The organism is Sutcliffiella sp. NC1 (genome assembly GCF_027594365.1).
GTDB classification, from domain to species: domain Bacteria; phylum Bacillota; class Bacilli; order Bacillales; family Bacillaceae_I; genus Sutcliffiella; species Sutcliffiella cohnii.
In genome coordinates, this window is record NZ_CP115153.1 from 350,047 (window position 1) to 376,744 (window position 26,698).

The window sequence follows — 26,698 nt, forward strand, 5'->3', positions numbered from 1 at the left end:
GGTTGCCTGAAATGAAAGTACTTGTCATTGGTAAAGGTGGTCGTGAACACGCCATTGCATGGAAACTGTCGGAAAGTCCATCAGTAACTCGGTTATTTGTTGCCCCTGGTAACGTCGGTATGAGAGAAATAGCTACATGTGTCCCGATTGATGAAATGGACATCAACGCACTTGTTAATTTTGCCAAAGAAGAACGTATTGATCTAACAATTGTTGGTCCTGAGGCGCCACTATTAGCTGGTGTAGTAGATGCATTTCAAAAAGAGGATTTACGAGTATTCGGCCCAACTAAGGAAGCTGCTTTTATTGAAGGAAGTAAAAGCTATGCGAAATATATAATGGAAAAGTACGATATCCCGACTGCAATATCGGCAACTTTCGAAAATGCTTCAGATGCCATTAATTATATTGAAAAACATGGTGCACCAATCGTCATTAAGGCGAATGGACTTGCTGCTGGTAAAGGAGTAGTAGTGGCGATGACGAAGGAAGAGGCATTAGCGGCTGTCCATGAAATGATGGTAGAGTCAAAATTCGGGGAAGCAAGTAGTCAAGTAGTCATTGAAGAGTATTTGGAAGGTGAAGAATTTTCATTAATGGCTTTCGTTAATGGAGAGGCTGTTTACCCGATGGTTATAGCGCAAGACCATAAACGTGCTTTTGACGGAGATCAAGGACCTAACACTGGTGGAATGGGTGCATATTCGCCAGTTCCTCAAATAGCTGAAAATGTTGTAAAAGAATCAATAAAAACTGTACTATATCCTACTGCATCTGGACTCGTAAAAGAGGGAAGAAGCTTTTGTGGAATTTTATATGCAGGATTAATGTTAACGAAAGATGGTCCGAAAGTGATTGAATTTAATGCACGATTCGGTGACCCAGAAACGCAAGTTGTTTTACCTAGATTGGAAAATGATTTAGCAGAAGTTGTTGTAGAAGTGCTAGATAAAAAGGAAATGGAATTAAAATGGTCCGATAAACATGTTCTAGGGGTAGTCATGGCAGCGAAAGGCTATCCAGATGCGTACGAAAAAGGACATGAAATTAATGGGTTATCCAATGTCGAAGGATACGTCTTTCACGCTGGTACAGCAGAAATAGAGGGGAAAACAGTCACAAATGGTGGAAGAGTACTCCTCGTTGCCGCTGAAGGGGAAGAGTTAGTGAAAGCGCAGCAAAAAGCATACGAACAACTGGAAAAAGTTCAATGTGATAACCTGTTCAATCGAACTGATATCGGTAATAAAGCTATTCAACACGCTTTTTCTTAATAAAAATATATAAAAGAGCAACAATACCACCAATTGCTGTAGCTAAAACAAATGACATGTCTGTTAAATATTCAACCATAAAATCACATCCTTATTATTAATTGATTTAAGAGGAGCTTTAAAGCTCCTCTTTTCTTTACTACGAAGGATTATAAGCTTCGCCTTCGTCTGTATCATAGTCAACAGCTACATCGAAATCATCATCTTCGTAATCATATTCATAGTCATAATCGTCCTGGTAACGATCATAAAGGGCTGTTAATGGGCAGTAACGTAAAATTCCTTCTCCGATTTTCATCGCAGCTAAAAAGGCTACAACTAAATATGAATCACGGAAAGGTCTTTTTACTAATTTACTTGTTACCCATGCTAGTACAGTGAATCCGCAAGTAATACGGATTAAAGCATTAATGATTCCGATATTCGGTCGCAAAACAATCTCTCCTTTTTGTTAAAAAATTTAGAAAAATGCTTATTCTATAATGCGAAAGGCAATAGAATATGGTACGATTAGGAAAAGTGGTTATATTACAATAATTTTGTACATAACATGTACTTTACACTGTAATATACCTTTAGTAAGTGAGGGGTCAGCATGGCTAATTTTCAATATAGATGGAAAAGTAAAAAACTACGTGAACATGTTTCTGTCATAAATGGCGATATACCGCCTACAATTGTTCTTCAAAACGCTACATATTTAAATGTGCATGTTAACGCGTGGTTAAAGGCAAATATATGGGTTTATGAAGATCGAATTGTATATGTAGGTGATGAGCTTCCTTCCGAAACGAAAGGAACGGAAATAGTCGACTGTTCTTCATTTTTTATCGTTCCTGGATATATCGAACCGCATGTGCACCCATTTCAGTTATATAATCCCCATTCTTTTGCACAATATGCATCTCAATCTGGAACAACTACAATTGTAAATGATAATTTAATGCTAGCTTTACATTTGACAAAAAGGAAAGCGTTTACTTTTTTGGATGAAATGAAAAAAAGCCCTGTTACAATGTACTGGTGGTGCCGGTTTGATGCACAAACAGAAATTCGAAATGAAGAAGAGGTTTTTACAACAAGTAATATAAAAAGCTGGCTAGATCATGAAACGGTTATACAAGGTGGAGAACTAACATGTTGGCCGAAAGTAGTAGCGGGAGATGACATTATTCTTCATTGGATGCAAGAAGCGAAAAGAAGAAATAAGCCGATTGAAGGGCATTTGCCAGGTGCATCAGAAAAAACATTAGTAAAAATGAAGTTACTTGGGGTAGATAGTGACCATGAAGCGATGACCGGAAGTGATGTGAAAAAACGAATATTACAAGGGTACACAACACCGTTAAGGTACTCCTCTATTCGCCCGGATTTACCAACTATTTTAGAAGAGTTGGAGCAATCGGACTTTCATTACTACGATCAGGCGTTTTTTACGACAGATGGTTCACCGCCGAGCTTTTACCAAGGTGGAATTATTAATCGATTAATTGCAATCGCTTTAGAGCAAGGGATAGATCCTATCAATGCGTATAAAATGGCTTCGTTTAATGCGGCCAAACATTTTAAAGTGGAGCATATTCATGGAAGCGCTTCAACAGGACGCATTGCTAACTTAAATATTTTAACAGATATAAATAATCCAACTCCTATAGCAGTTTTGGCAAATGGAAAATGGGTCAAAAAAGAAGGAAAACTAGTAGAAAGTGCGTTTGCACAAGTAAATTGGGATATGTTAGGTTTATCGAAGTTGAACCTAGATTGGGACTTATGTATGGATGATTTACAATTCTCTATGGCACTTGGATTATCAATGGTAAACGATGTAATATTAAAACCGTATTCTGTTCTAGTGGACGTATCAGGAGAAGAGCTAGCAATAGACGACGATCAGTCATTTTTAATGCTGATGGACCGCCATGGCAAGTGGAGAATAAATACGATTATTCAAGGTTTTGATAGAGGTATAGGTGGGTTAGTAAGTTCTTATTCTAATACTGGTGATATTGTTATTATCGGGAAGAATAAAAACGATATGATCGTAGCATTTAGTCGAATGAAAGAACTCGGCGGCGGAATGGTGCTCGTGGAAAACGGAGAAGTAATAACAGAAATTCCTCTACCGTTAGATGGTGTAATGTCCCAAAAGAATTTAGAAGAGCTTATAGTTGAAGAGGAAAATATGAGGTCTGAACTATTTGCAAGAGGTTATTCTTTTACTGATCCAATTTATACTTTACTATTTTTATCGTCCACTCATTTACCTTATATTCGTATTACACCAAGAGGAATCTACGATGTAATGAATAAAACAGTACTTTTTCCGTCAATAATGCGTTAAAATGTTAAAGTGAGAAAAAGGAAAAGGTGTGTTCGTTGTGATAAAAAAATTATGCTTACTAGTTTCGGCTTTTCTATTCATTTTAGTTGGTTGTGAATCGAAGGAAGTAGTTCAAGAAGAACCACCAGTACAAAACATAGAAGAGCCGAAGGAAGAGATAGTGGAGGAATCTGAAACAATCGGAATTCCAGCGCCATTAACTGGAGTTGGATATGAAGAAGTAAAAAATGATCGACCGATTGCGGTTATCATTAATAATGACATTAAAGCAAGGCCACAATCTGGATTGCATAAAGCGGATATTGTATACGAAGTACTTGCCGAAGGGGATATTACTCGTCTAATAGCAATATATCAAAGTGAGATGCCCGAAGTAGTAGGCCCGGTTCGTAGTGCAAGAGATTATTTCATTGATTTAGCCAACGGGTACCAATCATTGTTCGTCTTTCACGGATGGAGTCCAGCTGCTAAAGAAAGAATTGAAGCAGGAGCAATTGATGGCATTAACGGATTATTTTATGATGGTTCATTATTCAAACGTGCTAGTTTCAGAAAAGCGCCTCATAATTCCTATATTACGTATGACAATATTAAAAAAGGTGCCGATCAATTGCATTTTAATATAGAAAAAGAGATTACACCTCTTTCCTTTACTGGAAGTGATAGTGTTACAGGTGAAGAAACAGCACAAGTGAAAATTGACTATTCTTCTAGACAAGCAACACATGTTGAATATATATTTAATACGGAAAAACAACATTACGTTAGGTATAGTGGTGGAGAAAAAACGACCGATTTAGAAACGCTCGAAGACATCGTTGCACACAACATATTTATTGTGGAGGCAAGTCATGCTGTTATTGATGATAAAGGACGAAGAGACATTGACTTATCCTCTGGCGGTAAAGCGGTTTTAGTGCAAGCGGGTGTCCGTAATGAAGTAGAATGGAAAGCGGTAGAAGGTCGTATTATTCCATTTACTAATGATCAACCAATAAGTTTCGTTCCTGGTAAAACGTGGATTAATATTGTCCCGTCGCTAGGTGCTGTTCATTTTGAATAGAAGGAGTAAATGAAAATGCAAATAAATAAATTGCGTGGTAAAGAGTTAGATCAACTATTTGAATCCATTTTGACGTTAAAAGATAAAGAGGAATGCTATCGTTTCTTTGATGATTTATGTACAGTGAACGAAATACAATCGTTAGCACAGCGTATGGAAGTAGCGAGAATGCTCCGAGAAGGGTTTACGTATCATAAAATTGAAACAGAAACAGGTGCAAGTACTGCAACTATTTCTCGTGTAAAACGTTGCTTAAACTATGGCAATGACGCTTACGAAATGGCGTTAGAGAGATTGTATGGAGATAAAGCAGAAAAGTAAATGAAAAAGAGCGTATTATCATAGGATGAATACGCTCTTTTTGTTTATATATACTTACCTGTAGGAGTCGTACCCCCCATCTTACGGACCCAATTCATTCACATTATAGAAAATGGTTCATATCTCTTTGTTGCTTTGTTTTTAAATCGTCAACATCAGTTTCTGCTCTATTATGCATCCCTTTTCGCTTTCGCTTATTGGAATAGTCAACGATTGCACCAAAAACAAGTAGTGCGAGGAAACCTATTAGAAGCCAAGCCCATACTGGCATATCTTAATCCCTCCTATTCACCGTTTTTGCTACGTATCTTTCTTTTACCCCATTCAAAAAAAACGAAACTTGGAATAGCGTTAATCCTTCATTCCTTTATTCCTTCATATTTATATGTATGGTGATAAGAAAGATGTAAACATTGAATTCCTATTTTGAAAATTGATTCAAATTCCTTATAAAAGGCTATGCGCATTCTTCTTTTGTTGAAGCTTATTGAAATCTACTTAATTTAATAGAGAGAAAAACTAATAATTTGAGCAAACTTTTTCCATCGTTCCTTTATATCTTTTTAGTAGCTACTACATTTTGCTATAATGGAAAATGGAATTAAAAATGGAGGAAAAAATAGTTATGTACAATATACGTGAATGGCGACACGTTTTTAAATTAGATCCAAATAAAGAGATAGATGATGAAGCTTTATTGCAAGTTTGTGAATCAGGGACAGATGCTATTATGATCGGCGGTACTGACGGAGTCACGTTAGATAATGTGTTAGCGCTAATGAGCCGGGTTCGTAGATATTCCGTACCGTGTGTGTTAGAAGTATCAAATATAGAATCAGTCACACCTGGCTTTGATTATTATTTTATTCCAACCGTTTTAAATAGTAACAATACAGACTGGGTCGTTGGTCTTCATAAAGAGGCGACGAAAGAATATGGTCACATTATTAATTGGGATGAAATGATTACAGAAGGGTACGTCATTTTAAATAGTGATTGTAAAGCAGCGAAACTAACAGGGGCAAATACAAACTTAAACCTAGAAGATTGTATCGCTTATGCTACGCTTGCAGAAAAGATGTTTAACCTTCCGATATTTTATTTAGAATATAGTGGAACGTATGGAGATGTACAATTGGTCAAAAACGTAAAAGAAGCTCTTGAACATACACAGCTTTTTTACGGCGGAGGCATTGATAGTGAAGAAAAATCTCGCAAAATGGCTGCATATGCAGATACAGTAGTAGTAGGAAATATAATATATCAAAATTTAAAAGAAGCACTAAAAACAGTAAAAGCAATAAAAGGTTGAGGAAAAATGACCTTTTTTATAGTATGATATTAAAAGAGAACAAACGTTTGATAGGGTGGTGGAAGTATGCAATATTTAAGTCAAAAATTGTTAGATGGATTAAATCCGATGCAGCAAGAGGCAGTAAGGAAAACAGACGGGCCTCTTTTAATTATGGCCGGAGCTGGTAGTGGTAAAACGAGAGTGTTGACTCACCGTATTGCGTATTTAATGGCAGAAAAGGAAGTTCCGCCATGGAATATACTCGCGATTACGTTTACAAATAAAGCAGCACGTGAAATGAAAGAGCGTATTTCTAAAATTGTAGGTTCAGTAGCGGATGAAATTTGGATTTCGACATTTCACTCGATGTGTGTAAGAATTTTACGCCGTGACATCGACCGCATAGGAATTAATCGAAACTTTTCTATTTTAGATACTACTGATCAACTTTCTGTCATAAAAAACGTATTAAAAGAATTAAATATTGATACGAAAAAATATGAAGCGCGTTCGATGCTTGGCGCGATTAGTTCAGCGAAAAACGAACTGATGAGTCCTGAGCAATTTGCGAAACAACCGTTAGGGCCGTATGAAGAAATAGTTAGTAAAGTGTACACAGGCTATCAAAAAAGATTAAGAAAAAACCAAGCTTTAGATTTTGATGACCTTATTATGACGACGATTCACTTATTTGAACGTGTACCAGAAGTGCTAGAATTTTATCAACGCAAGTTTCAATACGTTCATGTCGATGAGTACCAAGATACGAACCATGCACAATATAAACTAGTAAAATTAATCGGAGCACGTTTAAAAAATGTTTGTGTTGTAGGTGATTCGGATCAATCTATTTACCGTTGGCGTGGAGCGGATATTACGAACATCTTAAATTTTGAAAAAGATTACCCGAATGCAGAAATGATTTTGTTAGAACAAAACTATCGTTCTACAAAGCGAATTTTACAAGCCGCAAACCATGTTATTTCTAATAACTTTAACAGAAAACCGAAAAACTTATGGACAGAGAATAATGAAGGCCAAAAAATTGTTTACTATAAAGCTGACACAGAAAATGCAGAAGCCCAGTTCGTTGTTGGGAAAATAAAAGAAATTATGCAAAATGATCCTTCTCGCACACTTTCGGATTTTGCCATACTGTATCGTACGAACGCACAATCCCGTGTAATGGAGGAAGTGTTACTTAAATCTAATATTAACTACCAGATTGTCGGTGGCACAAAGTTCTATGACAGAAAAGAAATTAAAGATATTCTTGCCTATCTTCGTCTTATCTCTAATCCAGATGATGATATTAGTTTAACTCGAATCGTAAACGTACCAAAACGTGGAATTGGAGCGACTTCGTTAGAAAAAGTAGCAGCATATGCAACACAGCATGATATTTCTATTTATGAAGCGATACGTGATGTTGATTTAATTGGAGTAAGTGGACGAGCTACAGCATCCCTAAAAGAATTCCGTAATCTTATTGATAATTATACGCAAATGCAAGAATACTTATCAGTAACAGAATTAGTTGAGGAAATACTAACTAAATCAGGTTACCGTGATATGTTAAAGCAAGAAAAAACAATAGAAGCTCAAAGCCGCTTAGAGAACATTGACGAGTTTCTGTCTGTTACGAAAAACTTTGAAGATAAAAATGACGACAAAACATTGATTGCCTTCCTTACCGATTTAGCATTAGTTGCGGATATTGATAAATTAGATGAGGAAACAGGAGAAGAGTTAGAAACAGTCATTCTAATGACACTTCATGCAGCAAAAGGATTAGAGTTCCCAGTTGTCTTTTTAATTGGGTTAGAAGAAGGAGTATTCCCACATAGTCGCTCTCTTTTTGAAGAAGTGGAAATGGAAGAAGAGCGTCGTTTAGCGTACGTTGGAATTACAAGGGCAGAACAAGAACTCTATATGACTAGTGCCCAAATGAGAACGTTATTTGGCCGTACGAACATGAATCCCCCATCGCGATTCATTAAGGAAATTCCAGAAGAATTAGTAGATAATTTAGTAGAAGCGAACAAACAAGCAACAACACCATTTGGAGGCGGAGGTTCACCTCGACCGTTCGGTAGACAAACACCTACCCCAACACCACAGCGCAACGTAACAGTACCTTCGAGAGCATTAACGAGCACTGGTGGAGATCAACTTGGTTGGAATGTTGGCGATAAGGCAGAACATAAAAAATGGGGAATTGGAACAGTCGTTAGTGTGAAAGGTGAAGGAGAAGATAAGGAACTTGATATTGCTTTTCCTAGTCCAGTAGGAATAAAACGACTGTTAGCTAAATTTGCTCCAGTTACGAAAGTTTAGAACGAAAGGGCGTAAAGTATGAACATACAACAAGCAGAAGCGCGAGTAAAAGAGCTTCATAATATATTAAACCAATATAATTATGAATATCATGTAATAGATAAGCCGTCTGTTTCAGATGCTGAATACGATTCCCTCATAACGGAGTTAAAACAGTTAGAACAACAATATCCTGAACTCCAAAGCCCTGACTCTCCTACACAGAGAGTTGGGGGAGCGGTGTTAGACATGTTCTCCAAAGTGGAGCATCGCGTTCCGATGTTATCACTTGGAAATGCGTTTAATGAAGATGATTTACGAAGCTTTGATCGCCGTGTGAAGCAAGCCGTAGGGGAAAACGTCCGTTATGTAGTCGAAATGAAAATTGACGGATTAGCGGTTTCCCTTCGTTATGAAGATGGGGTGTTCGTCCAAGGAGCAACACGTGGAGATGGGACGACAGGTGAAGACATTACTGCTAACTTAAAAACGATTCGCTCGATACCGTTACGCTTAAAAGAAAACGTAACGTTAGAAGTACGTGGTGAAGCGTTCATGCCGAAAAAATCATTTGTAAAACTAAATGAAGACAGGCTGGAAAGAGAAGAAGAACCGTTTGCAAACCCAAGAAATGCAGCAGCAGGGTCCCTTCGCCAGTTAGATCCAAAAATTGCTGCCCAACGTAATTTAGACATTTTTGTTTACAGTCTAGTAAATCCAGAAGAACTCGGTGTTACGTCTCATAGTGAGGCCCTTCAATATTTAGAAAAGCTAGGATTTAAAACAAATAAAGAACGTAAAGTGTGCAATACGATAGAAGAAGTAGTTGAATTTGTTCTAGGATGGCATACAAAACGACCAGAGCTTTCGTATGATATAGATGGCATCGTCATTAAGGTAGATAGTTTGGACCAGCAGGAGGAATTAGGATTTACAGCGAAAAGTCCACGTTGGGCTATCGCGTATAAGTTTCCTGCAGAAGAAGTCTCGACGAAATTAATCGACATTGAGCTTAGCGTAGGAAGAACGGGTGTTATAACCCCTACCGCTATTTTAGAGCCCGTTAAAGTTGCGGGAACAACGGTACAACGTGCATCATTACATAATGAAGACTTAATTAGAGAGAAAGATATTAAGCTCGGTGATTATGTGGTCGTAAAAAAAGCGGGAGATATTATCCCCGAAGTTGTGAATGTATTGACAGACCGGCGGACAGGGGAGGAAGTGGATTTCCAAATGCCAACTCATTGTCCAGAGTGTAACAGTGAGTTAGTGCGAATAGAAGGAGAAGTCGCACTACGATGCATTAATCCGAAATGTCCTGCCCAAATTAGAGAAGGCTTAATACACTTTGTTTCAAGAAATGCGATGAATATTGATGGACTCGGTGAAAAAGTAATTGCCCAGCTTTTTTCTGAAAAATTAATTGAAGATGTGGCCGATCTTTACAAGTTAACGAAAGAACAACTTATAGCATTAGAACGAATGGGCGAGAAGTCAGCGGATAATTTAATAAAAGCGATTGAAGCGTCCAAAAATAATTCGTTAGAACGACTAGTGTTTGGCTTAGGCATCCGTCTTGTTGGTGCAAAGGCAGCGAAGACGATAGCTCAACATTTTCCTCATATAGATTCAATGATGAAAGCATCGAAAGAAGAGTTAGTGGCGATTTATGAAATAGGCGATAAAATGGCTGATTCCGTTGTTACTTATTTTGAGCAGCCAGAAGTACTAGAAGTAATTCAAGAATTAAAAGAACTTGGCGTAAATATGGAATATAAAGGTGCAATGCCAGTAAATGAAGAAGAAGTAGATTCGGTTTTTGCTGGTAAAACAGTCGTTTTAACTGGTAAACTAGAAGCATTATCAAGAAATGATGCAAAAGCAGCAATTGAGCGATTAGGTGGAAAAGTGACAGGAAGTGTAAGTAAAAAGACAGATCTAGTCGTAGCTGGAGAGGAAGCAGGCTCTAAACTAACGAAAGCTCAAGAGCTCGGTATTGAAGTATGGGATGAGGCAAGATTGGTTCAAGAAATACAATAATAAGAGGTGTTGAATGTGAGGAGATACTTACCAGTTCTCCTTGTTGTTTCTCTTCTAACTAGCGGATGTATTCCTAGCTTTGAGAAACAAGAAGAAGTAATTCAAGATCCACAACAAGAAGATACGGAACGAGCAATCGTACCAAGATATAAAATATCGGATGACTTTTATCAGACGATTCTTCCGTTTAAACCAGGGGAAACACGCGGGCAAACAGTGCCACGGTTAAGCAGTAGAATGGACGTTGATGAATTTGAACTAGGGTTAATGAGACTTTCCCAAGGTACATTTCCGTCAGCTCAATATTTATACCAAGAAGGCCAATACATTTCCCGAAGCACGATTAGTAGCTGGTTGCGTCGAGAATTAACTCCTGCTCAGATGGAAGAACAAGGAGATGAAGCAAACTTAGGTTTAAATCCTCCTTGGATCGAGGGAAAGGATACGAAAGAAACAAACGAAAATAGCCCAATCATTTTAGCCCATGTACTAGAGCAAAACTATTTAGTTCGCAAAGATGATGGGAAAGTTGAGCTAGGCGGAATTTCTATCGGGTTAGCGTTAAATTCTGTACATGAATATACGGACGAACACCAAGGAATTCCGTTAGCAAGAACATACGATATTCCCGATGCTGTTCTTGAAGAAGAAGGAAAAAGAATGGCAAATGAAATTGTTAGTAGAATTCGAAATATACAGGGGTTGGAGCAAATCCCAATTGTAGTAGGATTGTACAAACAGAGTGAGCACAATTCAATCGTACCTGGAACGTTTATTACAAAAAGTACAGTAGATCGTGGAAATAGCTCAACAGCGAGATGGGAAGCGATAAATGAGGAATATCATTTGTTCCCTTCAAGCGACGCAATGGAATTTTATCGTGACGATGCAATGAGGTTCCAAAACTTCAAAACAGATGTAGATGAATTCTTTCCGAACCATACAGGAATTGTAGGGTATGGTCACTACATGGACGGGGATATTCAAAAATTTGAAATTAATGTATTTATGGAGTTTTACGGAAAAGCAGAATTGATTGGATTTACACAATATGTAACGGGATTACTATTAGAACATTTCCCACCTCATATTAATCTAGAACTAACAGTAGAATCAATAAACGGAGCAGAAGCATTAATTGTTAGAGATGCTGGTGCGGAGGAACCGTTTGTTCACATTTACTAAGTAGCGGCATGGCATCATGCTAGCTACTTTTTTTTATAATACGAAAGTGCATATATATAAAGAAGAGAGAAATGATTTTCCTATAAAATTAGTATTTGGCAAAACGCTTACATAATAAAAATTCAGTAAGTCGCAATTTCTATTATTTTTTTACTAGTTTAATAAATAACAACATTTGAAAGCTTTTAATTTATAGGTTAGAATGGAAAAGTGCAAGCGCTTATAATGGATAGGAGGCGAATGTAATGGTATTACCTTACAAACATGAACCATTTACAGATTTCACGCAAGAGGAAAATAAGAAAGCCTACTTAGAAGGCTTAAAATTGGTGGAATCTTACTTAGGACAAGATTATGATTTAGTAATTGGCGGAGAGCGTGTTACGACAGAAGATAAAATCGTTTCCGTAAACCCTGCGAATAAAGAAGAAGTAATTGGTCGCGTTTCAAAAGCTAACCAAGAGCTGGCGGAAAAGGCAATGCAAATTGCTGATGAAACATTTAATACTTGGCGCAAAACAAAGCCAGAAATGAGAGCGGATATTTTATTCCGTGCGGCTGCTATCATTCGTCGTCGTAAACATGAATTTTCTGCACTTTTAACAAAAGAAGCAGGTAAGCCGTGGAATGAGGCAGATGCGGATACAGCAGAAGCAATCGATTTCTTAGAATATTACGCTCGTCAAATGTTAAAAATTAAAGACGGCATGCCAGTGGAAAGTCGCCCAGGCGAATATAACCGTTACGGATATATTCCTCTTGGAGTAGGAGTTATTATTTCTCCTTGGAACTTCCCATTCGCAATTATGGCTGGTACAGCAGTAGCAGCTATCGTATCTGGTAATACAGTTCTATTAAAACCAGCATCTACTACGCCAATCGTGGCAGCTAAGTTTGTAGAAGTAATGGAAGAAGCAGGACTTCCTGCAGGAGTATTAAACTTCATACCTGGTAGCGGTGCGGAAGTTGGGGACTACTTAGTAGACCACCCACGTACACGTTTCATTTCGTTCACAGGTTCTCGTGATGTAGGTTTACGTATATACGAGCGTGCTTCCAAAGTAAACCCAGGCCAAATTTGGTTAAAGCGTGTAATCGCAGAAATGGGTGGAAAAGATACAATGGTTGTCGATAAAGAAGGCGACCTAGAACTAGCAGCTCAAGCTATCGTTAAATCTGCATTCGGATTCTCTGGACAAAAATGTTCTGCATGTTCACGTGCAGTAATCGTTGAAGATGTATATGATCAAGTTTTAGCTCGTGCTGTTGAGTTAACGAAAGAATTAAAAGTTGGTAATCCTACAGACCAATCTAACTTTATGGGTCCTGTTATCGACCAAGCAGCATTTGATAAAATTATGAGCTATGTAGAAATCGGTAAAGAAGAAGGACGTTTAATGGCTGGTGGAGAAGGAGACAGCTCGACTGGATTCTTCGTACAACCAACGATCATTGCCGATGTTGATCCGAAAGCTCGTTTAATGCAAGAAGAAATCTTCGGACCAGTTGTAGCATTTGCAAAAGCAAAAGATTTCGATCATGCGCTTGAAATTGCGAACAACACAGAATACGGTTTAACGGGAGCAGTTATCACTAACAACCGTGACCATATTGAAAAGGCACGTGAAGACTTCCACGTTGGTAACCTTTACTTCAACCGTGGCTGTACTGGTGCAATCGTTGGATACCAACCATTCGGTGGCTTCAACATGTCAGGAACAGACTCTAAAGCAGGTGGCCCAGACTACCTACTTCTTCACATGCAAGCTAAAACAACTTCAGAAATGCTATAAGCTTAATACGACACCTCTCTGCTATTTGCAGGGAGGTGTTTTTGTGATGTTTGGGGGTGGAGAGGAGAGGGAGAGCAAGCCCTATCTGTTACGTATCTAGCGGTTTTTGTTCAACATCGCCGAGAATGTGTTCCAGAAGATGATTGGAAAAGTCCGTTTCATCGAATGTGATCGGTATCCGGCGGTTTCTGTTTAATTTGTCGCGGTTTCTGTTCAACATGTTGCGATTTGTGATCAACATCGCCGAGAATGTGTTCCAGAGGATGCTTGGAAAAGTCCGTTTCATCGAATGTGATCGGTATCCGGCGGTTTCTGTTTAATTTGTCGCGGTTTCTGTTCAACATGTTGCGATTTGTGATCAACATCGCCGAGAATGTGTTCCAGAGGATGCTTGGAAAAGTCCGTTTCATCGAATGTGATCGGTATCCGGCGGTTTCTGTTTAATTTGTCGCGGTTTCTGTTCAACATGTTGCGATTTGTGATCAACATCGCCGAGAATGTGTTCCAGAGGATGCTTGGAAAAGTCCGTTTCATCGAATGTGATCGGTATCCGGCGGTTTCTGTTTAATTTGTCGCGGTTTCTGTTCAACATGTTGCGATTTGTGATCAACATCGCCGAGAATGTGTTCCAGAGGATGCTTGGAAAAGTCCGTTTCATCGAATGTGATCGGTATCCGGCGGTTTCTGTTCAACATGTTGCGATTTGTGATTAACATCGCCGAGAATGTGTTCCGGAGGATGCTTGGAAAAGTCCGTTTCATCGAATGTGATCGGTATCCGGCGGTTTCTGTTCAATTTGCCGCGGTTTCTGTTCAACATAGCCCAGAATGTGTTCAAGTAGATGCTTGGAAAAGTCCGTTTCATCGAATGTGTTCCGTATGCGGCAGTTTTCTGTTCAATTTGCCGCGATTTCTGTTCAACATAGCCCGGAATGTGTTCCGGAAGATGATTGGAAAAGTCAGTTTCAAAGCACTCCGAAGTTTATGTATATAAACCGCTCCTTTCTGTGGGTTATCTTTTGGATTTATGTGTCCCCAGTAGCTTGTTCAAGACTCCCACCGAAGTTTCTGTGCATTATCCATTCGTTTCTGTGGATTACCGAACAATTTATGTGGGTTAACAATCGTTTTATGTGCGACCAGTAGCTCGTTCAATGCTCCCACCGAAGTTTTTGTGCATTATCCATTCGTTTCTGTGGGTTACCGAACAATTTATGTGGGTTAACAATCGTTTTATGTGCGACCAGTAGCTCGTTCAATGCTCCCACCGAAGTTTCTGTGCATTATCCATTCGTTTCTGTGGGTTACCGAACAATTTATGTGGGTTAACAATCGTTTTATGTGCGACCAGTAGCTCGTTCAATGCTCCCACCGAAGTTTCTGTGCATTATCCATTCGTTTCTGTGGGTTACCGAACAATTTATGTGGGTTAACAATCGTTTTATGTGCGGCCAGTAGCTCGTTCAATGCTCCCTCCGAAGTTTCTGTGCATTACCCGCTCACATATGTGGGTTACCGAACAATTTATGTGGATTACACTCGTTTTATGTGCCGCCTGTAGCTTGTTCAAGGGACGCACAAAATCGTTCATACAACACAAAAAAAGAGTCAGAGCTAGCTCTGACCCGACAATCTTTATTCTAATGATTTTTTCATTTCCTCAAACTGTCCTTGAATTTTTTCGCTAGGAAGTTTAGTGAGTAAGCTAACTACAATAATAGCAATCGTACTTAATAGAAAACCAGGGATAATTTCATACATCCATTTGCTTAAAACTAAACCATTCACTTCAATAGAAGAATTAATCCAGAATAGCACCGTAATTGCCCCGGTTAACATTCCTGCTAATGCTCCCCAACGAGTCATTCGTTTCCAATATAAACTTAATAGAACAACAGGGCCAAATGCTGCACCAAAACCAGCCCATGCATTACCTACTAAATTTAAGATAGTATCATTTGGTGTATAAGATAAAAATATAGCAACGATGGCAACGATTACAACCGATAGGCGACCAGCCATTACTAATTCTTTATCAGACGCAGTACGACGTAAAAACGTTTTGTAAAAATCTTCCGTTAAAGCACTAGAAGTTACTAACAGCTGCGAAGATATAGTACTCATAATCGCGGCTAAAATAGCAGCTAATAAAAATCCACCTACAAAAGGATGAAAGAGTGTTTGTGATAATACAATAAAAATTGTTTCGGAGTTTCCAATTTGCAAGTTATTTTGTGAAACATAGGCAATTCCAACTAAGCCTGTTGCCATTGCACCAATTAACGTAATAATCATCCAGCCGATCCCGATACGGCGTGCTGGCTTTAACTCTTTGATGGATCGGATGGCCATAAAACGGACGATAATATGTGGCTGTCCGAAATATCCAAGCCCCCATGCAAGTAAAGAAATGATACCTAAGACGGTTGTTCCGGTAAATAAGTTCATTAAGTTAGGGTCAATACTTTGGATGGTATCGATTGTTGTTGCTGTTCCTCCAACACTTGTTAGTGCGACAATTGGTACTAGTATTAAAGCGATAAACATAATAGTACCTTGAACGAAGTCTGTTAAACTAACTGCTAGAAATCCCCCGATAAACGTGTAGGCTACAACTACTAGGGCTGTCACAAATAATCCAACACTGTAATCCATCTTAAAAGCCGTTTCAAATAATGTTCCACCAGCAACTAAACCGGATGAAGTATAAAGTGTAAAGAAAATAATGATAACAATTGCTGAAACGATTCTAAGAATTCTCGTTTGATCTCCGAATCGGTTTTCGAAGAAGTCTGGTATTGTAATAGAGTCATTCGCGATATAAGTATAAGAACGAAGACGTGGTGCTACAATTAAATAATTGACATACGCACCGATTGTTAAACCAATTGCAATCCACATGCTAGATATTCCGGATGCATAAAGGGCGCCAGGTAATCCCATGAGCATCCAGCCACTCATGTCAGATGCTCCAGCGGATAAAGCTGTAACACCAGGACCAAGCTTTCTTCCACCAAGCATATAGCCGGCTAAATCATTTGTTGATTTCCGGTAGGCATACACCCCGATAGCAATCATTACAATAAAATAGAGCGCTAACGAAATAATTGTACCTGTTTCCATCCTAATCACTCCAATCTTTTCGTATTTACGATTAATATCGTATACTAATGTATATGTTTATAGTGAGAAAATAAGCTTTCTATATTTATTACATTGTAGTTTGTAACTTCAACGATGGCAATGAGAATTTTTGTATTTTATGAAATATGTAAATTTTTTGAATTCTAGTAAAAAAAAGAGGATCAGAGCTAGCTCTGATCCTCTTGCTTAACTATATTACTTTGTTTCTTCATCTAATGTTTCTTTCATTTCTTCAAAGCCATCCTGCACTTTTTGGCGTGGGAAGTTAGTAATATAACTAACTAGTATAATAGCAATTGTACTTAGAATGAAACCTGGGATAATTTCATACACCCAACCACTTAACGTTTGACCATTAAATTCTACTGGGAAGTAAATCCAGAAAAGAACGGTGATTGCACCAACAAGCATCCCAGCAAGTGCTCCCCAACGGTTCATTCGTTTCCAGAATAAACTTAATAAAATTACTGGACCGAAAGCAGCACCAAATCCTGCCCAAGCGTTACCTACTAAGTTCAGTATCGTATCGTTTGGTGTAAGTGATAAAAGAATTGCTACAACTGCAACGATAAATACCGATAAACGCCCGATAAATACAAGTTCTTTTTCAGAAGCACTACGTTTTATGAATGTTTTATAAAAGTCTTCTGTTAACGCACTTGATGTGACAAGTAGCTGAGAAGAAATAGTACTCATAATTGCTGCTAAAATAGCGGCTAATAAAAACCCACCGATAATAGGATGGAATAAAACTTGTGATAGTACGATGAAAATCGTCTCACTATTTTCAATTTGAATATTGTTTTGAGAAGTATAAGCGATACCTACTAAACCAGTTACTAACGCACCGATAATTGCTACGATCATCCAACCCATTCCGATACGACGCGCAGCTTTTAAATCACTAACTGATTTAATCGCCATAAAGCGGACGATAATGTGTGGTTGACCGAAATAACCAAGCCCCCATGCTAGTAACGAAATAATACCTAAAACAGATGTACCAGCAAATAAGTTCATAAGGTTTGGATCGATACTACGGATTTCCTCGAAGGTTGGTGTTGGGCCCCCTAAACTAGTAAACGCAACAATAGGGACTAACACTAAAGCGACGAACATAATACAACCTTGGACAAAGTCCGTTAAACTAACTGCTAAGAAACCACCAAATAATGTGTAGGAAACAACTACAGCTGCAGTTACAAATAAACCTACTTTATAATCCATATTAAATGCACTTTCAAATAACGTACCACCAGATACTAATCCTGAAGAGGTGTAAAGGGTAAAGAAAATAATAATAACAATACCTGAAACTAGGCGAAGAATTCTAGTGTTATCAAAAAACCTGTTTTCTAAAAAGTCTGGAATTGTAATAGAATCATTAGCTACTTCCGTATAAGTACGTAAGCGAGGTGCAACTAAAATATAGTTTAAATATGCACCAATCGTTAAACCAATTGCAATCCATATTTCTGACATTCCGGATGCATACATCGCACCTGGTAATCCCATTAACATCCAACCACTCATATCTGATGCCCCAGCTGACAATGCTGTTACACCAGGTCCAAGCCTTCGTCCTCCAAGCATGTACCCTGATAAATCATCGGTCGACTTCTTATAAGCGTAAAGTCCGATCGCTAGCATCCCGATAAAATACAATGCTAACGCGATAATCGTTCCCGTTTCCATCAAAATCACTCCTATTTTTCTATTTTTCTAGCATTCTCCCTTTCTGAAAAAAATACAAATGCTTACGGTTACTTAACCTAACAAACTATTCCCAATAATTCAAGGCGATGAAACATATTTGTAACATAGTCAACGGCTTGTAAACCGTTGCCATTATAAGGTTAAAGCTGAATTGTATTTTTTCTAAAGTAAAACTATTCAGAAAAATCAGACATGCTAATTCGCCTTGTTTTAGTATCCTATGCATTTTTTATTTTTATATGATTATCTGTTTTTGTTTGAATTATTATATAGATGAAAGCAGAGTAGGTAAATTCAAATTTGATTAATGTGATTTAGTATGAACGTATCGACAAAATTTTCAAATAAACGTAAATTATTCATTGAGTTAACGACCTATTTCACAAATCTTTTTCTTTCTATATTATTGTAGAACAACTGTAGCTTGAAGTAGGTAGTAAAAGTTTAGTATTATAAGTATATTGTGCAAGTCCGAAATTTTACGGAGGTGAAAGAAATGTCCCGTATTTCAAAAGATCAAGTAAAGCACGTAGCTCACTTAGCGCGTCTTGCGATAACGGAAGAAGAAGCAGAATTATTCACAAATCAGTTAGATTCTATTATTACGTTTGCTGAGCAATTAAATGAACTCGATACTGAAAATGTTCAGCCAACAACACACGTTTTACATATGAAAAATGTGTTGCGTGAAGATGTTCCGGCAAAAGGTCTTCCAGTCGAGGAAGTATTGAAAAATGCACCAGACCATAAAGATGGACAAGTACGCGTTCCATCTATATTAGAATAGTAAGGAGGGAAATAAAGTGTCTTTATTCGACAAAAAGCTATCAGAACTACATAGTCTTTTACATAAGAAAGAAATTAGCGTTTCGGACTTAGTGGATGCGTCTTATAAACAAATTCACAATGTAGACGATAAAGTTCAAGCGTTCTTAACATTAGATGAAGAAAATGCACGTGCATATGCAAAACAATTAGATGAAACAATTGGGGTAGAGAAAGAACATGGATTATTGTTCGGACTTCCAATTGGTGTAAAAGATAACATCGTAACGAAAGGTATTCGTACTACTTGTGCGAGCAAAATCCTTGGGAACTTTGATCCGATTTACGATGCAACAGTTGTACAAAAACTACAAGCTGCCCAAACAGTTACAATTGGTAAATTAAACATGGATGAGTTTGCAATGGGTTCTTCAAACGAAAACTCAGCGTTTGCAGCAACTCGTAACCCGTGGGATTTAGATAGAGTGCCAGGTGGGTCAAGTGGTGGTTCTGCTGCTGCTGTAGCGGCGGGTGAAGTATTTTTCTCCCTAGGCTCTGATACAGGTGGTTCAATTCGTCAACCAGCAGCGTTTTGTGGAGTAGTTGGATTAAAGCCTACATACGGTCGTGTATCACGTTATGGACTAGTTGCTTTTGCTTCATCACTAGATCAAATTGGTCCGATTACAAGAACAGTAGAAGATAATGCCTACCTATTACAAGCTATTTCAGGATTAGACCCAATGGATTCCACTTCAGCGAATGCAGAGGTTCCAGATTTTCTTTCTAGCTTAACTGGAGATGTTCAAGGATTAAAAATTGCCGTACCAAAAGAGTACTTAGGTGAAGGGGTTAGCGAAGAAGTTCGTCAATCTGTAATAGATGCGTTAAAAGTGTTGGAAGCTCAAGGTGCAACGTGGGATGAAGTATCATTACCTCATTCAAAATATGCGCTTGCAACGTATTATTTACTTTCTTCGTCTGAAGCTTCAGCTAACTTAGCACGCTTCGACGGTGTTCGTTACGGTTACCGTACGGACAATGCGAAAAATTTAATCGATATGTACAAGCAAACTCGTAGTGAAGGTTTTGGACCAGAAGTAAAACGTCGTATTATGTTAGGAACGTTTGCATTAAGCTCTGGTTACTACGATGCTTACTATATTAAAGCTCAAAAAGTAAGAACATTAATTAAAGAAGACTTTGAAAAAGTGTTTGAAAACTACGATGTGATCGTTGGACCAACAACTCCAACTCCCGCATTTAAAGTAGGAGAAAAAGTGAACGATCCGTTAACAATGTACGCAAACGATATTTTAACCATTCCAGTTAACTTAGCGGGAGTACCGGCTATTTCTGTACCAGGTGGATTTGTGAACGGCTTACCGGTTGGATTACAAATTATCGGAAAACACTTTGATGAAAGTACAATTTACCGTGTTGCCCATGCATTCGAGCAAGCAACAGACCATCATAAACAAAAACCACAATTGTAAGGGGTGAGACAAGATGAACTTTGAAACGATTATTGGACTTGAAGTACACGTAGAGTTAAAAACAAAATCAAAAATATTTTCTGCAAGCCCAACGGAATTCGGTGCAGATCCAAATACACAAACAAGTGTTATTGATTTAGGTTACCCTGGTGTACTACCTGTATTAAATAAACAAGCAGTTGAGTTCGCAATGAAAGCTGCAATGGCGTTAAACTGTGAAGTCGCTACAGATACGAAATTTGACCGTAAAAACTATTTCTATCCAGACAACCCGAAAGCTTACCAAATCTCTCAATTCGATAAGCCAATTGGTGAAAATGGTTGGATTGAAATCGAAGTAAATGGTAAGAAAAAACGCATCGGAATCACTCGTCTTCATTTAGAAGAAGATGCTGGTAAATTAATGCATAGTGGAGATGGTTATTCACTTGTTGACTTTAACCGCCAAGGAACACCGTTAATTGAAATCGTATCAGAACCAGATATGCGTACGCCAGAAGAGGCTTATGCGTACTTAGAAAAATTAAAATCCATCATCCAATATACAGGTGTATCTGATTGTAAGATGGAGGAAGGTTCCCTTCGTTGTGATGCCAATATTTCATTACGTCCTGTTGGACAGGAGAAGTTTGGTACGAAAACAGAGCTGAAGAACTTAAACTCCTTCAACTTTGTTCAAAAAGGTTTAGAATTCGAAGAAAAACGTCAAGAAAAAGTATTACTGTCAGGTGGAATTATTCAGCAAGAAACTCGACGATATGACGAATCTTCTAAACAAACAATATTAATGCGTGTAAAAGAAGGCTCTGACGATTATCGTTACTTCCCAGAACCAGATTTAGTTGCATTACATATTGATGACGAATGGAAAGAAAGAGTGCGTGCTTCTATCCCAGCATTACCGGACGTACGTAAAAAGCGCTACGTAGAAGAATTAGGGCTACCAGCGTACGATGCGCACGTATTAACACTTTCGAAGGAAATGTCTGATTTCTTTGATGCGACAGTTCATACTGGTGCAGATGCGAAATTAGCATCAAACTGGTTGATGGGTGAAGTATCGGCCTACTTAAATGCTGAGCAAAAAGAATTAGAAGAAACGGCTCTAACACCAGAAGGATTAGCTGGTATGATTAAGCTTCTTCAAAATGGAACGATTTCTAGTAAAATTGCGAAGAAAGTATTCAAAGAGTTAATTGAAAAAGGCGGAGACGCAGAAAAGATTGTAAAAGATAAAGGACTCGTGCAAATTTCTGACGAAGGCACGCTTCGTAAAATCGTAACAGAAATTTTAGATGCGAACCAACAATCGATTGAAGACTACAAAAATGGTAAGGACCGTGCAGTTGGCTTCTTAGTTGGACAAATTATGAAGGCGACGAAAGGTCAAGCGAATCCACCACTTGTAAATAAATTATTGTTAGAAGAAATACAAAAACGTTAAATAAAAAAAGCACCGAACCAAAATTGGAACGGTGCTTTTTTTATCCTTTTGTTATCGATAAAATACTTTCTTCTTTCAATGAGACAGCTCCATGTTTTTTTACTTTTAAGCCTTCATTATCCTCTAAATTTGTAAAAATAATAGGTGTTAAAATAGAAGGGGCATTTTGCTTTACGAAAGAAAGGTCGAACTTTACAAGTTGTTGACCTTTTGAAACAGTGTCCCCTTGTGCAACAAATGCTTCAAACCCTTCTCCTTTTAAATTAACAGTATCAATTCCGATATGAATGAGTATTTCATGACCACTGTTCGATAAAATACCAATTGCGTGCTTCGTTGGGAATAAATTAACGATTTTACCGTCAACAGGAGAAACAACTGTACCTTCACTTGGTAAAATAGCAAACCCATCTCCCATTAACTTTTGAGAAAACACTTGATCTGGTACTTCTTCTAACGGCATTATTTCACCTGCAATCGGAGAAATAAAATCTTCTTCAGCAGAATCGGTTTGTAAAGCATCTGGATTTATTTCTTCAATTTGTTGTTCTACTTCTCTTTCTGGTACAGTTTTCGCTGGACGTGGAGTTTTTCCATCCATAATATCTTTCATTTGCGATTTTAACGTATCAGACTTAGGACCAAAAATAGCTTGAATATTGTTACCAACTTCCAGTACTCCAGCAGCGCCGAGTTTTTTTAGTCGATTTTTATCTACTTGGCCAATATCGTTGACGGATACTCTTAGCCGCGTAATACAAGCATCTAAATGGGCGATATTCTCTTTTCCACCCATCGCATCTAGCACATTATGTGGCAGTTCACCAGCTGTAGCAGGAGTGCCACCATCATCGTCTTCACTTACATCTTCTCTACCAGGTGTTGCTAAATTAAACTTCCGTATAGCAAAGCGGAACCCAAAATAGTAAATGAGTGAAAATACTAAACCAACCGGTATCACTAGCCACCAATCTGTTCTGTTTGGCACAATACCGAACAAAATGTAGTCTATCACTCCACCAGAGAATGTCATCCCAATTTTCACGTTCAAAATATGCATTACCATAAACGATAAACCAGCAAAAACGGTATGAATCGCAAATAATATTGGTGCAACGAAAAGGAAGGAGAACTCTATAGGCTCTGTTATTCCTGTTAAGAAGGACGTAAGAGCAGCAGACGCCATTATTCCACCAACAACTTTCTTCTTTTCAGGACGCGCTTCATGGTATATTGCAAGTGCTGCGGCAGGTAGACCGAACATCATGAACGGGAACTTACCTGTCATAAACGTTCCTGCTGTTAATTGAGAGCCTTCGCGTATTTGCTCAAAAAAGATACGTTGATCTCCACGAATGATATTGCCAGCTTCATTTGTATACGAACCAAATTCAAACCAAAACGGTGAATAAAAAATATGATGTAAGCCGAAAGGAATTAGGGCCCGTTCAATAACACCGAATATGAAAGCAGAAAGAGTTAAGTTAGTATGAATCATACTTTCAGATAATGTGTTTAAGCCAATTTGGATTGGTGGCCATAGAAAAGTCATAAGTAATCCTAAAATTAGCGCAGAGGCAGCAGTTACAATTGGTACAAATCGTTTCCCAGCAAAAAAGCCTAAATACGATGGGAGTTCAATATTATAGAATTTATTGTACATATATGCACCGAGAATCCCGACGATAATACCTCCGAAAACGCCAGTTTGTAATGTATTAACCCCTAGTACGTTTGCATATGCGGGGTCGTCAATCATCGCATCGGTTACACCAATTACGACACCCATCGTCGCGTTCATTATTAAGTAACCGATAATGGCAGCCAAGGCAGCAACCCCTTCGCCACCAGCAAGCCCGACAGCGACTCCAACAGCGAACAATACAGGGAGGTTATCAAAAACGACCCCTCCTGATGCATCCATTACTTCGGCAACTCGTTGAATCCAACTAGCACCGAGAAAAGGAGCTAATTCTAGAAGGTTTTCTTGCCGTAACGCATTACCTAGCGCTAAAAGAATACCTGCAGCTGGAAGGAGCGCAACAGGAAGCATTAACGCTTTCCCTACTTTTTGTAAAACACCAAAAATCCTCTTCAAAGCGATTTCCTCCTAACGTTCTAATTTCTTATTAAAATTCCCAATCATATGTTCTTTATGAAATTATTTTTTGAAAGAATGAAACTTAGTTGCAACAAAATCGTATAAAAAGTAAAAGAATATATTAAATTTTTTAACAGCTTTAGTATAATAAGGAAAGTAGGGTGTAAGGATGTAATCAAACTGATGTAGAGGAAGATGCGTATGACGTTATTTGGAGTAGATATGATGACGCTTTATTTATGGGGTTTGGTCATTTTTGGTTGCCTAACACTTCTTTATATTTTGTTAGGTGATGTATTGGATGGGATATTTGATGTGGTAGACGCAGGGCCACTGAACCCGACTGTCATTTTATCCTTTTTTACCATTTTTTCTGCAAGTGGATATATTTTAGAGAAATTTTTCGGTGTGGAAAGCGTCGTTGCACTAATTATCTCTTCTCTATTTTCACTATTAGCAGTGGCACTTTTATACTTGTTCGTTTTAGTCCCATTAAAGTCAGCAGAAACATCGCTCGGTTACTCTGATGAGGATTTAAAAGGAAAAGTAGCAAAAGTAATTATTTCGATCCCTAGAGACGGGTTCGGTGAAATTGTGTTAACGATCGGTGGTAGTACTGTTTCTCGTTCCGCGCAAAGCTATTATAATGAAGAAATTGCCTACGAGACAGAAGTGCTTATTATCGATGTAAAGAAAGGAGTAGTTTTCGTTACTCCATATAATGAATTTATCGAAAAAAATCAACAGTAAACGGGGAGGTATTTTAATGTTAGGAGAAATGGCAATTATTATTGGTATTGTAGTCTTTTTAGTCTTAGCTCTTATTGGTGTATTTGTAGCACGTTACAAAACAGTAGGACCAGATGAAGCATTAATCGTAACTGGTAGCTACTTAGGTGGAAAAAATGTGCATGTCGATGAAGCTGGTAACAAAATTAAAATTGTGCGCGGTGGCGGTGCGTTTATCGTACCTGTTTTCCAACAAGCGGAGCCGTTAAGCTTACTATCTATTAAATTAGATGTAAAAACACCAGAAGTTTATACTGAACAAGGTGTTCCGGTAATGGCGGATGGAACGGCAATTATTAAAATTGGAAACTCTATCGGTGATATCGCGACAGCAGCGGAACAATTTTTAGGAAAAAGAAAAGAAGATTTAGAGAATGAAGCTCGTGAAGTATTAGAAGGTCATTTACGCTCTATTCTCGGATCCATGACAGTAGAAGAAATTTATAAAAACCGTGAGAAGTTCTCGCAAGAAGTACAACGTGTTGCATCTCAAGATTTAGCGAAAATGGGTCTTATTATCGTTTCCTTCACGATTAAAGATGTTCGTGATAATAACGGCTATTTAGAGTCACTAGGTAGACCGCGTATTGCACAAGTAAAGCGTGATGCAGACATTGCGACTGCAGAGGCGGACAAAGAAACACGTATTAAACGTGCGGAAGCGGCAAAAGATGCGCAACGTGCGGAACTAGAGCGCGCAACAGAAATTGCGGAAGCAGAAAAAGTGAATCAATTAAAAGTAGCGGAATATCGTCGTGAACAAGATATCGCAAAAGCTCGTGCTGACCAAGCGTACCATCTAGAGGAAGCGAGAGCGCGACAAGAAGTTACAGAGCATCAAATGCAAATTCAAATTATTGAGCGTCAAAAACAAATTGAGTTAGAAGAGAAAGAAATTTTACGTCGTGAGCGCCAATATGACTCCGAAGTGAAGAAAAAAGCCGATGCAGACCGTTACTCTGTTGAGCAAGCAGCAGCAGCGGAAAAAGCTCGTCAAATGGCAGAGGCAGATGCGAACAAATACCGTATCGAGGCAATGGCAAAAGCGGAAGCGGAAAAAGTTCGTATCGATGGTGTTGCAAAAGCAGATGCGGAAAGAGCACAAGGGGAAGCAGAAGCAGAAGTTATCCGTCTGAAAGGTTTAGCAGAAGCAGAAGCGAAAGAAAAGATTGCAGAAGCATTCGAGCAATTCGGTCAAGCGGCTATTTTAGACATGATTATCAAAATGCTTCCTGAATACGCGAAGCAAATCGCAAGCCCACTTAGCAACATTGATAAAATTACAGTTGTGGATACTGGCAGCAGCGGTGAAAACGGCGGAGCTAACAAAGTAACAGGTTATGCAACAAACTTAATGTCTACTTTGCAAGAATCACTAAAAGCTTCTTCCGGCATTGACGTAAAAGAACTAATTGAAAACTTCTCTGGTAAAGCAAACGTACGCGGTAGTATCGATGCGCTAACAGATGAAATTGCATCATCAAAATCAGAGTCAAGTCAACAAGAATAATAGATTTATAGACCCCTAGCTGATTTTAGCTGGGGGTTATTAATGTTTTTTTACATGGGGTTTATGTTAATGGAAAGCAGATCGTAGGAATTGATAGGGTATCA

20 protein-coding genes are annotated in these 26,698 nt (G+C 38.3%); 14 read left to right on the forward strand and 6 right to left on the reverse strand.

Going from position 1 to position 26,698, the window contains the following annotated elements; all coding sequences use genetic code 11:
* The first annotated feature begins 11 nt into the window (after positions 1–11).
* Positions 12–1,274, forward strand: coding sequence for a phosphoribosylamine--glycine ligase (gene purD, locus O1A01_RS01855; protein WP_066417254.1), 1,263 nt, complete (start codon positions 12–14; stop codon positions 1,272–1,274).
* On the opposite strand, the gene O1A01_RS25325 is transcribed toward purD, so the two are convergent.
* Both O1A01_RS25325 and O1A01_RS01860 read right to left on the reverse strand, forming a co-directional pair.
* Positions 1,252–1,353 carry an EYxxD motif small membrane protein gene (locus O1A01_RS25325; RefSeq protein WP_333482921.1) on the reverse strand — a complete coding sequence of 34 codons (102 nt, stop codon included), beginning with the start codon at positions 1,351–1,353 and terminating at the stop codon, positions 1,252–1,254. The two genes, purD and O1A01_RS25325, sit on opposite strands and share 23 nt — an antisense overlap.
* A gap of 60 nt (positions 1,354–1,413) precedes the next feature.
* Positions 1,414–1,713 (reverse strand): YgaP family membrane protein, encoded by a 300-nt coding sequence (locus O1A01_RS01860; protein ID WP_084380487.1) that lies wholly within the window; start codon positions 1,711–1,713, stop codon positions 1,414–1,416.
* Positions 1,714–1,869: 156 nt separating this feature from the next.
* On the opposite strand from O1A01_RS01860, the gene O1A01_RS01865 reads away from it, so the two are divergent.
* From O1A01_RS01865 to O1A01_RS01875, 3 genes are read left to right on the forward strand one after another with little or no spacing between them, the layout of a single operon-like run.
* Entirely contained in the window at positions 1,870–3,615 is a 1,746-nt protein-coding gene (locus tag O1A01_RS01865; protein ID WP_270065433.1) for an adenine deaminase C-terminal domain-containing protein, read from the forward strand.
* Between the two features lie 40 nt (positions 3,616–3,655).
* Entirely contained in the window at positions 3,656–4,678 is a 1,023-nt protein-coding gene (locus O1A01_RS01870) for a DUF3048 domain-containing protein (RefSeq protein ID WP_066417319.1), read from the forward strand.
* Positions 4,679–4,693: 15 nt separating this feature from the next.
* Entirely contained in the window at positions 4,694–4,999 is a 306-nt protein-coding gene (locus O1A01_RS01875) for a YerC/YecD family TrpR-related protein (RefSeq protein WP_066417246.1), read from the forward strand.
* Positions 5,000–5,102: 103 nt separating this feature from the next.
* Here O1A01_RS01875 and O1A01_RS01880 read toward each other — a convergent pair whose 3' ends face one another.
* On the reverse strand, positions 5,103–5,270 hold the full coding sequence (locus O1A01_RS01880) for a hypothetical protein (protein ID WP_157076665.1): 168 nt from the start codon (positions 5,268–5,270) through the stop codon (positions 5,103–5,105).
* 354 nt (positions 5,271–5,624) lie between these two features.
* On the opposite strand from O1A01_RS01880, the gene O1A01_RS01885 reads away from it, so the two are divergent.
* From O1A01_RS01885 to pruA, 5 genes are all read left to right on the forward strand, one after another.
* Positions 5,625–6,311: a heptaprenylglyceryl phosphate synthase gene (locus O1A01_RS01885; RefSeq protein WP_066417240.1), complete on the forward strand. Its 687-nt coding sequence runs from the start codon at positions 5,625–5,627 to the stop codon at positions 6,309–6,311.
* Between the two features lie 66 nt (positions 6,312–6,377).
* Positions 6,378–8,630, forward strand: coding sequence for a DNA helicase PcrA (gene pcrA, locus O1A01_RS01890; protein WP_270065434.1), 2,253 nt, complete (start codon positions 6,378–6,380; stop codon positions 8,628–8,630).
* Between the two features lie 18 nt (positions 8,631–8,648).
* Complete coding sequence (gene ligA, locus O1A01_RS01895; RefSeq protein WP_066417238.1) at positions 8,649–10,652, forward strand: NAD-dependent DNA ligase LigA; 2,004 nt, start codon at positions 8,649–8,651, stop codon at positions 10,650–10,652.
* A 15-nt stretch (positions 10,653–10,667) separates the two neighbouring features.
* The gene (locus tag O1A01_RS01900; RefSeq protein WP_270065435.1) at positions 10,668–11,837 is read left to right on the forward strand and encodes a CamS family sex pheromone protein; all 1,170 of its coding nucleotides are present in this window, start codon (positions 10,668–10,670) and stop codon (positions 11,835–11,837) included.
* A gap of 245 nt (positions 11,838–12,082) precedes the next feature.
* Positions 12,083–13,630: an L-glutamate gamma-semialdehyde dehydrogenase gene (gene pruA, locus O1A01_RS01905; RefSeq protein ID WP_270065436.1), complete on the forward strand. Its 1,548-nt coding sequence runs from the start codon at positions 12,083–12,085 to the stop codon at positions 13,628–13,630.
* Positions 13,631–15,264: 1,634 nt separating this feature from the next.
* Here pruA and putP (O1A01_RS01910) read toward each other — a convergent pair.
* The gene (putP, locus tag O1A01_RS01910) at positions 15,265–16,752 is read right to left on the reverse strand and encodes a sodium/proline symporter PutP (protein WP_066416090.1); all 1,488 of its coding nucleotides are present in this window, start codon (positions 16,750–16,752) and stop codon (positions 15,265–15,267) included.
* 216 nt (positions 16,753–16,968) lie between these two features.
* On the reverse strand, positions 16,969–18,468 hold the full coding sequence (putP, locus tag O1A01_RS01915) for a sodium/proline symporter PutP (RefSeq protein ID WP_066416092.1): 1,500 nt from the start codon (positions 18,466–18,468) through the stop codon (positions 16,969–16,971).
* Positions 18,469–18,985: 517 nt separating this feature from the next.
* Here putP (O1A01_RS01915) and gatC point away from each other — a divergent pair.
* Genes gatC through gatB form a run of 3 tightly spaced genes read left to right on the forward strand, consistent with a single transcriptional unit; the run spans position 18,986 to position 22,194 of the window.
* Positions 18,986–19,276 carry an Asp-tRNA(Asn)/Glu-tRNA(Gln) amidotransferase subunit GatC gene (gatC, locus tag O1A01_RS01920; protein ID WP_066416096.1) on the forward strand — a complete coding sequence of 97 codons (291 nt, stop codon included), beginning with the start codon at positions 18,986–18,988 and terminating at the stop codon, positions 19,274–19,276.
* A 16-nt stretch (positions 19,277–19,292) separates the two neighbouring features.
* Positions 19,293–20,750: an Asp-tRNA(Asn)/Glu-tRNA(Gln) amidotransferase subunit GatA gene (gatA, locus tag O1A01_RS01925; RefSeq protein ID WP_270065437.1), complete on the forward strand. Its 1,458-nt coding sequence runs from the start codon at positions 19,293–19,295 to the stop codon at positions 20,748–20,750.
* Between the two features lie 13 nt (positions 20,751–20,763).
* Positions 20,764–22,194 (forward strand): Asp-tRNA(Asn)/Glu-tRNA(Gln) amidotransferase subunit GatB, encoded by a 1,431-nt coding sequence (gene gatB, locus O1A01_RS01930; protein ID WP_066416103.1) that lies wholly within the window; start codon positions 20,764–20,766, stop codon positions 22,192–22,194.
* Positions 22,195–22,234: 40 nt separating this feature from the next.
* Here gatB and ptsG read toward each other — a convergent pair whose 3' ends face one another.
* The gene (gene ptsG, locus O1A01_RS01935) at positions 22,235–24,292 is read right to left on the reverse strand and encodes a glucose-specific PTS transporter subunit IIBC (RefSeq protein WP_084380423.1); all 2,058 of its coding nucleotides are present in this window, start codon (positions 24,290–24,292) and stop codon (positions 22,235–22,237) included.
* Positions 24,293–24,496: 204 nt separating this feature from the next.
* On the opposite strand from ptsG, the gene O1A01_RS01940 reads away from it, so the two are divergent.
* Together O1A01_RS01940 and O1A01_RS01945 are read left to right on the forward strand one after the other, a co-directional pair.
* Positions 24,497–25,045 carry an NfeD family membrane protein gene (locus O1A01_RS01940; RefSeq protein WP_270065438.1) on the forward strand — a complete coding sequence of 183 codons (549 nt, stop codon included), beginning with the start codon at positions 24,497–24,499 and terminating at the stop codon, positions 25,043–25,045.
* A gap of 16 nt (positions 25,046–25,061) precedes the next feature.
* The gene (locus O1A01_RS01945; protein WP_270065439.1) at positions 25,062–26,594 is read left to right on the forward strand and encodes a flotillin lipid rafts scaffold protein FloT; all 1,533 of its coding nucleotides are present in this window, start codon (positions 25,062–25,064) and stop codon (positions 26,592–26,594) included.
* The last annotated feature ends 104 nt before the right edge of the window (positions 26,595–26,698 follow it).